At 62.5% G+C, this 839-nt stretch carries 2 protein-coding genes; both read left to right on the plus strand.

Going from position 1 to position 839, the window contains the following annotated elements; genetic code table 11:
- A partial coding sequence (locus A3728_RS18975; protein WP_067927482.1) for a virB8 family protein occupies positions 1 to 515 on the plus strand: 515 nt, incomplete at its 5' end.
- A gap of 5 nt (positions 516 to 520) precedes the next feature.
- Positions 521 to 839 (plus strand): TrbG/VirB9 family P-type conjugative transfer protein (locus A3728_RS18980; protein WP_161489601.1); only part of this gene is annotated, 319 nt, incomplete at its 3' end.

Genomic DNA, 839 nt, shown 5'->3' on the forward strand with positions numbered 1-839 from the left:
AGACGACCGAGACCTTCGTGGTCGTGGTCGACAAGGAGACCGGCGAGATGGACCGGGTCGCCGCTGTTCAGGCACTCACACTCTCGGAAAGTGACGCCATCATCCAGGCCAATCTCGTGGCCTATGTTGATGACCGTGAAACCTATGACCTGACCGATGGCGAGCAACGCATCAACTCGGTCCTCGACCGCTCGGACGGAGATGCCGCGCGCACGCTGCGCGATCTCTGGTCCTCCACCAACGAAGACTACCCGATCACTGTCTACGGGCGCGACGCCAAGATCGAGGTGGTGATCAAATCGGTGAACCAGATCGAGCGCGGTGTGGCCCAGGTCCGCTTCACCCGCACGCTCCGCCGCCCCCGCGACACCCGCACCGTCACCCGGTCCTATGTCGCCACCGTCGGCTACGACTTCCAACCCGAAACCCGCCAGCGCCTTCAGGACGTCTGGGCCAACCCTTTGGGCTTCGTGGTGACCTCCTACCGCGTCGACGCCGAGACCCTGGAGAACTGACCAAGATGAAATCCCTTCCCGCGCTCCTCCTAGCGCTTGCCATGCCTGTTGCCGCAAACGCCGAGGCCACGCCGCAAGGCGGCCCGCTCGATATCCGCATCCGCACCGCCGTCTATAACGAAAACCAGGTCTACCGTATCGAGACCGATCTCAAGCATTCAACCACGATTCATTTCGGGGCGGGGGAGCGCTTTGAAGCTGTGATTGTCGGTGACACCGAGAGCTTCCAGGTCGATCCGATCCCGGAGCTCGGCAATGTGCTGACCATCAAGCCGCATGTGGCGCAGGCCTCGACCAACATGACGGTCATCACCAACCGCCGCA

The organism is Sulfitobacter sp. HI0040 (assembly GCF_001634885.1).
Lineage (GTDB): Bacteria > Pseudomonadota > Alphaproteobacteria > Rhodobacterales > Rhodobacteraceae > Sulfitobacter.